This is a genomic window from Streptomyces hygroscopicus subsp. hygroscopicus, assembly GCF_001553455.1.
In the GTDB taxonomy this organism is placed as follows: domain Bacteria; phylum Actinomycetota; class Actinomycetes; order Streptomycetales; family Streptomycetaceae; genus Streptomyces; species Streptomyces hygroscopicus.
This window is the reverse complement of sequence record NZ_BBOX01000502.1, coordinates 1-8,950: the sequence shown is the minus strand read 5'-3', so window position 1 is coordinate 8,950 and position 8,950 is coordinate 1. Positions and strand designations below refer to the sequence as shown.

Below are 8,950 nucleotides of genomic sequence, written 5' to 3'. Positions count from 1 at the left end.
CGCGGGCCCCGCCCAGGTCAGCGGCTCGCGGCTCGGCGGCCCGTGGCCCGGCAGCACGCGGCCCGGCACCGCCCCCGGCATCGCCCAGCTCACCGGCGCGCGGGCCGGCGGCGCCCAGTCCCGCACCGTCCGGCCCCGGTTGGTGGGATTCGTCCCGGAAGCCGTCCGTCAGCCACTCCACGGCCCCGTGCAGTGCCACGGTCAGCGGGTCCTCCGCCATGCGGGTCAGCAGGCGCTCGCCCGAACGGCTGAGGTCCGGCGAAACGTCCAGCAGCAGGCTCAGCCGGGCGCGAGCCTTGTGCAGATTGCTGCCGACGCTGCCGACGGAGATCCCGAGTTCGGCGGAGATCGCCTGATAGCTCATGCCCTCGAGCGAATGCATGACGACCACCTGACGCTGACGCGGCGGCAGTGTGCCGAGGGCGCGCAGCGCGGCCAGCGCCTCGGCGGTCTCCTCGACCGTGGCGGTCGTGGCGGCCGGGACGGTCAGCTCGACCGGCTTCCAGCGGAACCACCAGCGCCGCCCGTCCCGCGAGAGCTTGCGCCGCATGGTGGTGGTCACCCACGCCTCGGGCGAGGCGCACGTCCTGACCTCCGGCCAGCGGCGCATCGCCTCGATGTACGCCTCCTGCACGGCGTCCTCGGCGTTCTGCCGGTTGCCGCTGAGCATCACCGCGCGGGCGGCCAGCCAGGGGTAGGTGCGGGCGTAGAAGGCGTCGAACTCCTCCTCGGCGTTGCCCATACCAGGCTTCTCCGCGCCGGGCCTCTCCACGTCCGGGTCCGGCTTCTGCACGCCGGGCCGCCCCACGCCGGACTCCTCACCGGACCGCCCGACGCCGGGCCGCCCCTCACCGGATCTCCTCACACCGGGCCTCTTCCCACGCGCGGTCTCCTCGACGGTGTCACTCATGCCGCCCGCCCCCCGTTCCGCTCATCCCATCTGCCCCGTCCATCCCGTCCGTCCTGCCCGCCCTGCCCGTACCGTCCGTCCCGTCCGCCCCGCCCCTCCCGCTCGGACCGCTCCTCCGGCCGCCGCCGTATGGTCAGCGCCGCACCGTCGGGACGGCGGTCGGTGAGCACCGTGCCCGGCTCCGTTCTGCTCACCAACTCGGCCAGCGTGCGCGCCCGGTGCCGTTCGCCCGAGCGTGCCGCCAGCCAGCGGATGACGTCCCCCATCAACCGCAGCACCCCCACCGTCACGACCGTTGCCACCGTGAGCCACGGATTGTCCATGAGCACCGTTATGTCTCCTCTTCATGGTTCCCGGCGGGAGCCGGTTCACCATGAAGAGCCATCACGGACCGGATTTCTTCACCGCGATGTTGCGGCGCTCGGAAGGCCGCCGCGGCGCGAACCGCTGCGGCGCGAGGCGGACTTCGGGCTCGCCGCGTGAGCATGCGCCAACGACGCGTCAGCTGTCAGTTAGCGGATCGCCAGCAGCGGCGAGCAAGATTGTTCCCAGGACGCGGAACGCACCACGGAAAAGCACCGGGTCCCGACCACACCTCGACCGCCCCTGGGGGATTCCATGTCGCACAAGGCCGCTCTCCGCCGCAACCGCACCCGCGCCGTCGCCGCCGCCTCGCTGATCGCCGCTGCCGCGCTCTCGCTCACCGCATGCGGAAGCGGTGATTCCGACACCGACGCCAAGGGAAACCCGTCCGCGACCGCATCGGCCACCCACCCGAACGGTTCCGCCGACGGCTCACGCGAGGCCGTCGACACCAAGGCGAGCAACACCTCCGACAGCTCCGTATCGGCCAACCGCTGCACCAACCAGCAGTTGGAGGCCGCGTGGTCGAACTTCGAGGGCGGCCCGGACATGGACTACGACGGGCAGCAGACCGCCCGGGTGGTGCTGAAGAACACCGGCCCGAACGACTGCGCCATGGTCGGTTTCCCGGGCGTCCAGCTCCAGACCGAGCACGGCGAGACCTGGGACCTGCGGCGCACCAACGCCAAGCCGACGCCGGTGACGCTCAGCGCCGGCGGGCGGGCCACCTTCGACATCACGTTCCTGGCCTCGACGCGCGACGACGACCGGAAGTTCGCACCGAACCAGGTCGTCATCACCCCGCCGAACGAGCGCGGGAACATCGTGCTGGACTGGCCCTACGGTGGCGCGCTGCTGGACCAGTCGGCCGCCACCCACCCGGGGACCTTCGTCGGCCCGGTCAGCACGCCGGAGAGCTGAGGGCGGACATCAGCCGGGCGGGCGGTACGACGACGGGTCGTACCGCCCGCCCGGCGTGACCGCCAACGCGCCGCGATGGCCGCGCCTCAGACGGATCGGACGCGCATCCGGCACCGGCCGAACCACGGCCCGCTTCGGTCGCTGCCTTAGCTGCCTTCGCTGCCTTCGCCACGTCCGCTTCGGTCGCTACCCGTACGTTCGCTACCCGTACGTTCGCCACCGCCGCGTTCACTTCGCCGAGTCACGCGTCAGATTGCTGAACGCTTCGAGGTTGCGGGTGGATTCGCCGCGCGAGGTGCGCCACGCGTACTCCTTGCGGATGGCGGTCGCGAACCCCATCTCCAGCAGCGTGTTGAAGCTGCCGTCCGCGTTCTCCAGTACGGTGCCGAGCAGCCGGTCCACTTCCTCCGGGGTGACGGCGGCGAGCGGCAGCTTGCCCACCAGATAGACGTCGCCGAGCTGGTCGATCGCGTAACTCACCCCGTAGAGCCGGGTGTTGCGCTCCAGCAGCCAGCGGTGGACGGCCTCGTGGTTCTCGTCGGGATGGCGTACGACGAAGGCGTTGATCGAGAGGGAGTGCCGACCGACCCGCAGCGAGCAGGTGGTCGACAGCTTGCGGGTGCCCGGGAGCGTGACCACGAAGGTGCCCTCGGACGGGCTCTCCCACTCGAGCTCGGCGTCGCGCAGGGTCCGCTCGATCACGGCCTTGGCGTCGGACACGGCCTGGTCTCCGGTCACGGCCTTGGGGTCGGGCACGGTCCGGTCCTCGGTCACGGCCCTCGCGCCGGGCGCGGCCCGGTCCCCGGTCACATCCTTCGCATCGGACGCGGCCCGGTCCTCGGTCACATCCTTCGCATCGGACGCGGGCCGAGCGGCCCGGTCCCCGGGTACGGACGTGTTGTCGGTGTCACCCATGGGCCGATCGTAGGCGACGCCGCTCACGCATCGCCGCCGTGTAGACCTCCGCCGTCGCCGCGGCGGAGGTGTCCCAGCCGAAGGACTCGGCGTGCCGGGCCGCGGCCTCGCCCATCCGTTCCGCCCTCCCCGGGTCCGCCGCGAAGGGGCGCAGGGCGCGGGCGTAGTCGGCGGGGTCGTGGCCGTCGATCAGCGTGCCGCTGATCCCGTCCCGTACGGCCACCGGCAGACCGCCCACCGAAGCCGCCACGACCGGGGTGCCGCATGCCTGCGCCTCGATCGCCACCAGTCCGAACGACTCGCTGTACGACGGCATGACCAGCACGGACGCCGCCCGGTACCAGTCCGCGAGCTCGTCCTGCGCACAGGGCGGCCGGAACCGGACCACATCGCAGATGCCGAGCCGGGCCGCCAGCTTGTGCAGCCCCTCGGGCTTGGCCAGCCCGCTGCCGCTGGGGCCGCCCACCACGGGGACGACGATGCGCTCGCGCAGCGAGGGCTCCTCCTCCAGGAGGTGGGCGACCGCGTGCAACAGGATGTCGGGGGCCTTCAGCGGCTGTATGCGCCCGGCGAAGAGGGGGATGAGCGCGTCGGGCGGCAGTCCCAGCCGGGCACGGGCGGCGGCCCGGCCGTCGGCGGGCCGGAAGCGGTCGAGGTTCACCCCGGGATGGACGACCGCGACCAGTTCGCGCACCGCGTCGTAGTGGCGCACCAGCTCGTCGGCCTCCTCGCCGGTGTTGGCGATCAGCCGGTCGGCGGCGCGGACGATCTGCTGCTCACCGATGACACGGGCCGCGGGCTCGGGCGTGTCGCCCTCCGCCAGCGCGGCGTTCTTGACCTTGGCCATCGTGTGCATGGCGTGCACCAGCGGCACTCCCCAGCGCTGGGCGGCCAGCCAGCCGACGTGGCCGGAGAGCCAGTAGTGGGAGTGGACGAGGTCGTAATAGCCCGGCCGGTGCCCGGCCCACGCCTGCATGACCCCATGGGTGAACGCGCACAGCTGCGCCGGCAGGTCCTCCTTCGCCAACCCCTCGTAGGGCCCCGCGTCCACATGCCGTACGAGCACGCCGGGGGCGAGTTCGACGGACGGGGGGAGCGCGCCGGTGGTGGCCCGGGTGAAGATCTCCACCTCGATGTCGATGGCGGCCAGCCGCTTGGCCAGCTCGACGATGTAGACGTTCATCCCCCCGGCGTCACCGGTGCCGGGCTGGTGCAGCGGCGACGTGTGCACACTGAGCATCGCGATCCGCCGCGGCCGTCGCGGAACGCGGCGAAGCCGCTGGTGGGACGGGACGCCGAACGGTACGTGGGACCGGCCTCGCAGGCCGCCGAGCCGGGACGCGTGCTGGCTCACCGAGCGTTACCTCCTTGCCGGGGCGGTCTCCCTCTCGGTCGTCAACACCGGAACGCGTCGTTCCCATTTCCGTTTTGCCAAAGCGTGACGTTCCAGCCCCCGATCGACCTCCTCGGGCCACTTCCTCGGGCCACCTCCTCGGGCCGCCATCCACCCCTCGTTCCGCCCTCTCGGTCCGGCCCTCCCTCGGTCCACCTCCTCGCCCCGACTCCCCGGTCCACCTCCTCGCCCCGCCCCTCGGTCCGGCCCCCTCGCTCCGACTCCCCGGTCCGGCCCCCTCGATCCCCTCCTCGGCCCGCCCCTCAGTCCGCACCGCCCTCGGTCACATCCGCCGGTCCAACCCGCCGGTCCCGCTCCGTCCGCCCCCGCATAGGCTCTGAGCCATGCCCGCCCGCGTACCCCCGCCGTCCCGCCCGATCGGTTCGGCGACCCGCGGGACGACCAACCCCAATCGGCTGCGCCGGATGGACCGGTGGATCGCGGCGGCGCACGGGGCCGCGCTGCGGCGGGCCGGGGACGCGCCGGTGGCGGTGGACCTGGGGTACGGGGCCGCCCCGTGGACCGCCGTCGAGCTGCTGGACCGGCTGCGCTCCGTACGGGCCGGAACCCGCGTGGTAGGCGTCGAGATCGACCCCGGGCGCGTGGCCGCCGCGCGCCCGTACGAACGCGAAGGGCTCACCTTCGCGCACGGCGGCTTCGAGGTGCCGCTGCCGGGCGGGGCACGCCCGGCGCTCATCCGGGCGGCCAACGTGCTGCGGCAGTACGAGGAGGGCGAGGTCGCCGCCGTGTGGCGGCGGCTGTGCGCCCGGCTGGCGCCCGGCGGGCTGCTGGTGGAGGGCACCTGCGACGAGATCGGGCGGCGGCACGTATGGGTCGCGCTCGACGCCGCGGGCCCGCGCACCGTGACCTTCGCGGCCCGCCTCGGCTCCCTGGAACACCCCTCCGACCTGGCCGAACGGCTCCCCAAGGCACTGATCCACCGCAATGTGCCGGGCGAACCGGTGCACGCCTTCCTGCGCGACTTCGACCGCGCCTGGGCGGCCGCCGCCCCGTACGCCGCGCTCAGCGCGCGTCAGCGCTGGATACGGAGCGCCCAGACGCTGCGCGCGGAGGGCTGGCCGCTCACGGACGGCCCACGGCGCTGGCGCCAGGGCGAGGTCACGGTGCGGTGGGAGGCGCTGGCGCCCCGGGACTGACCTCCCCGCCCGGACCCCCTCCTCAACGCCGGACCCCCTCCTCAGCCCCAGGGCGCCCCCGCGGACGCCTCGAGCCGCCCCCGACCCTCCTCAAGCCACCGCCCCCGGGCCTCCGCAGACCACCACCCCGACCCTCCTCAAGCCACCACACCGCCCCCGACCCTCCCCAAGCCACCGCCCCGGGCGCCCTCAAGCCACCGCCGCCGTCTCCGCCAGCGCCTTCAGCGCATCCGCCGTCGCCGACCCCTTGTCGGCCGTGTACGTGCACAGCATCTGCCCCGGGTCGGCGGGCAGCACGAACGCCTCGAACCGCAGCACCAGTTCCCCCAGCTCCGGATGGCGGAACCGCTTGACGCCCCGCGTCCGCTCCTGCACCGCCTGTGCCTCCCAGCGCCGCCGGAACTCCTCGCTCCGCTCCCGCAGCTCCTGGATCACCCGGCACACCCGCGAACTGCCGGGATGGCGTCCGATCTCCGCCCGCAGACCGGCCACCGTGTCATCGGCGACCTCGTCCCAGTTCGGATGGATCTCCTTGAGCCGGGGGTCGAGGAAGACCAGCAGCGGGCCGTTCCGCCGCTCCTCGGGGATCGCGGAGTAGTCCACGCAGAGCCGGGTGCCGAGCCGGTTCCAGGCCAGGATGTCCATCGCGGGCCCGTAGACATAGGCGGGGACGGTGTCGTCCATCGCGTCCAGCAACTGCTGGATCTCCGGCCGCACCCGCGGCCGCGGTTCGGCATCGCACGCCCCGCCGGACCGCCGCGGCAGGGTGATGTTGCGCAGATAGGTGTGCTCGGACGGGGTCAGCCGCAGCGCCCGCGCCAGTCCGCCGACCACCGAGTCCGAGATGGCCGGGGCCCGGCCCTGCTCGATCCGGGTGTAGTAGTCGACGCTGATCCCGGCCCGCTGGGCGACCTCCTCACGGCGCAGCCCCCGCACCCGGCGCCGGACGACCCCCTCCGGCAGCCCCAGCTCGGCCGGGTCGAGCGCGGCGCGGCGCGCCTTGAGAAACGCCTTGATCTCCGGTTCGGAATGACCCATCGCCCCATTATCCGCGCACCGCCGGATTCTGAGCCGGACAGGTGGTTCTGGCAGACCCAGGTTGCGTCGGGCCTGGTGGCGGTCCCGCCCGGACCGGAGGCTGAGGTGCGTCACGACAACGGGAGGCATCAGCCATGCAGCGCAGGATTCTCGGTGGGACGGGCATCTCGGTGAGCGAGTACGCCCTGGGCGCGATGATGTTCGGCGCCCTGGGCAACGCCGACCACGACGACTCGGTACGGATCATCCACCGCGCCCTCGACGCGGGCATCAACTTCGTCGACACCGCCGACATCTACTCCGCGGGCGAGTCCGAGGAGATCGTCGGCAAGGCCCTCAAGGGCCGCCGCGACGACATCGTCCTGGCCACCAAGGCCCATGGCTCGATGGGCGACGACCCCAACCACGGCGGCAACTCACGGCGCTGGATCACCCGTGAGGTCGAGAACAGCCTGCGCCGCCTGGGCACGGACCACATCGACCTCTACCAGATCCACCGGCCGGACCCGGCGACGGACATCGACGAGACGCTGTCGGTCCTGTCCGACCTGGTCAGGGCGGGCAAGGTGCGCGCCGTCGGATCCTCCACCTTCCCGGCCGAGCAGATCGTGGAGGCCCAGTGGGTCTCCGACCGGCGCGGGCACGTACGGTTCCGCAGCGAGCAGCCGCCGTACTCGATCCTGGCGCGCGGTGCGGAGGCGGCGGTGCTGCCGACCGCGCAGAAGTACGGCATGGGCGTGCTGAGCTGGGGTCCGCTCTCCGCGGGCTGGCTCTCGGGGCGCTACACCAAGGCGTCCGACATCGATCTGTCGGGCGGCCGGGCGGCTGTGGAGCGGCACAAGTTCGACCCGTCGCTGCCGGACAACGCCCGCAAGCTGGAGGCGGTCGGCGCGCTGTCCGAGCTGGCGTCCGAGGCCGGGATCTCGCTGCCGCATCTGGCCATCGCCTTCGTCCGGGCCCACCCGGCCATCACCTCGGTGATCATCGGACCGCGCACCATGGAACAGCTGGAGGATCTGCTCGCCGGGTCCGAGGTGGAGCTGAGCGAGGACGTCCTGGACCGGATCGACGAGATCGTCCCGCCGGGCACCGACCTCAACCGGGCGGACAGCTACTACGTGCCGCCGGCGCTCGCGGACAAGACGCGGCGACGCCGGTAGGCGGCCCGAGGCGTATCGCAGGGCCCGGCGGGGAGCCTGGCCCGGCGGGGAGCCCGTCACCGTCGCGCGCCCCTGACCCGCCTGACCCGGGGCCTGCCTGCTTCCTCCGGGCCCGGCGGGGAGCCCGTCACCGTCGCGCTCCCCTGGCCCGCCTGACCCGGGGCCTGCCTGCTTCCTCTTCCTCCGGGCCCGCCGAGCCCCACGTGCACCTTCGCCAGGGTCCGACTTCCCCCGGTCCGCCGCCCCTGGGGCCACTTCCCTCGGGTCCGCGTCCTCCGGGTCCGCCTCCCCCGGGTCCACTTCCCTCGGGTCCGCGTCCCTCGGGTGTGCCTTCCCCTGGGCCACCTCCGGGCCCATCTCCCCCGGGTCCATCTCCCCCCGGGCGCACCTTCCGCGGGTGCGGGCTTCCACGAGGAAGCCGGGGCCGGGCGCTGCGCGGGCGGGAGTCCGACGGTCACGACGGTCAGGGCGCCGGGGACGGTTCAGGGACGGTTCAGGGACGGTTCAGGACGGCCGTAGGGCCGTCAGCAGCGCCTCGACGAGAATGCGGTCGTGGTCGTAGGTGAGGCGGGCGCGGGCCTCGTCCGGGGAGAGCCAGAGCAGGCGGTCGACCTCGCTGTTGGGCACGAAGGGCTCGTCACCGACCGCCTCCGCCGCCCAGTAGCGGACCTCCTTGGGGCGGCCCTTGGTCACGTAGTGCAGGGTGGGCAGCGCCGCCCCCGGGGCGCAGCTCATACCGGTCTCCTCGGCGACCTCGCGCACCGCGCCGAGCAGCGCGTCCTCGCCGTGCTCCAACTTGCCCTTGGGATGGGACCAGTCGTCGTAGCGGGGCCGGTGGACGACGGCCACCTCCACACCGCCGCCTTGCGCGGACCGCCGCCACAGCACACAGCCCGCGGCCAGGATCGTCCCGGTGTCCGATCCCCCGTCAGCACCGGAATCACGCCCGCTCATCCACCGTCTCCCTCCCCGGTTCTCCGTCGTCCTCCATCATCCATTGTCCGCCGCCCACCGCCATCCGCCGCCATCCGCGATCCGTCACCGGCCGCCCGTCGCCGTCGCGCCGCCCACGGCTCGCCGCCCATCGCTGCGC

At 73.3% G+C, this 8,950-nt stretch carries 9 protein-coding genes; 3 read left to right on the top strand and 6 right to left on the bottom strand.

The features are described from left to right. A partial coding sequence (locus AXW62_RS37405) for an RNA polymerase sigma factor (protein ID WP_252368879.1) occupies window positions 1-808 on the bottom strand: 808 nt, incomplete at its 3' end. A gap of 98 nt (window positions 809-906) precedes the next feature. Beyond that, complete coding sequence (locus AXW62_RS44260; RefSeq protein ID WP_060948306.1) at window positions 907-1,233, bottom strand: hypothetical protein; 327 nt, start codon at window positions 1,231-1,233, stop codon at window positions 907-909. Window positions 1,234-1,528: 295 nt separating this feature from the next. Between AXW62_RS44260 and AXW62_RS37395 the strand changes: the two genes are divergently transcribed. Next, window positions 1,529-2,194, top strand: a complete 666-nt coding sequence (locus AXW62_RS37395) for a DUF4232 domain-containing protein (RefSeq protein ID WP_060948305.1) — start codon at window positions 1,529-1,531, stop codon at window positions 2,192-2,194. Between the two features lie 228 nt (window positions 2,195-2,422). Here AXW62_RS37395 and AXW62_RS37390 read toward each other — a convergent pair whose 3' ends face one another. Both AXW62_RS37390 and mshA read right to left on the bottom strand, forming a co-directional pair. Beyond that, window positions 2,423-2,932, bottom strand: coding sequence for a type III secretion system chaperone family protein (locus tag AXW62_RS37390; RefSeq protein ID WP_060948307.1), 510 nt, complete (start codon window positions 2,930-2,932; stop codon window positions 2,423-2,425). Between the two features lie 169 nt (window positions 2,933-3,101). After that, window positions 3,102-4,463 carry a D-inositol-3-phosphate glycosyltransferase gene (gene mshA, locus AXW62_RS37385; RefSeq protein WP_060948304.1) on the bottom strand — a complete coding sequence of 454 codons (1,362 nt, stop codon included), beginning with the start codon at window positions 4,461-4,463 and terminating at the stop codon, window positions 3,102-3,104. Between the two features lie 383 nt (window positions 4,464-4,846). Between mshA and AXW62_RS37380 the strand changes: the two genes are divergently transcribed. Next, the gene (locus tag AXW62_RS37380) at window positions 4,847-5,659 is read left to right on the top strand and encodes a class I SAM-dependent methyltransferase (protein WP_060948303.1); all 813 of its coding nucleotides are present in this window, start codon (window positions 4,847-4,849) and stop codon (window positions 5,657-5,659) included. 189 nt (window positions 5,660-5,848) lie between these two features. Here AXW62_RS37380 and AXW62_RS37375 read toward each other — a convergent pair whose 3' ends face one another. Further along, on the bottom strand, window positions 5,849-6,697 hold the full coding sequence (locus tag AXW62_RS37375) for a helix-turn-helix transcriptional regulator (RefSeq protein WP_060948302.1): 849 nt from the start codon (window positions 6,695-6,697) through the stop codon (window positions 5,849-5,851). A 134-nt stretch (window positions 6,698-6,831) separates the two neighbouring features. Here AXW62_RS37375 and AXW62_RS37370 point away from each other — a divergent pair, with 134 nt between their 5' ends. Further along, on the top strand, window positions 6,832-7,857 hold the full coding sequence (locus AXW62_RS37370; protein ID WP_030838340.1) for an aldo/keto reductase: 1,026 nt from the start codon (window positions 6,832-6,834) through the stop codon (window positions 7,855-7,857). Between the two features lie 504 nt (window positions 7,858-8,361). Here AXW62_RS37370 and AXW62_RS37365 read toward each other — a convergent pair. Further along, the gene (locus AXW62_RS37365) at window positions 8,362-8,811 is read right to left on the bottom strand and encodes an NUDIX hydrolase (RefSeq protein WP_060948301.1); all 450 of its coding nucleotides are present in this window, start codon (window positions 8,809-8,811) and stop codon (window positions 8,362-8,364) included. Window positions 8,812-8,950: the final 139 nt, after the last annotated feature.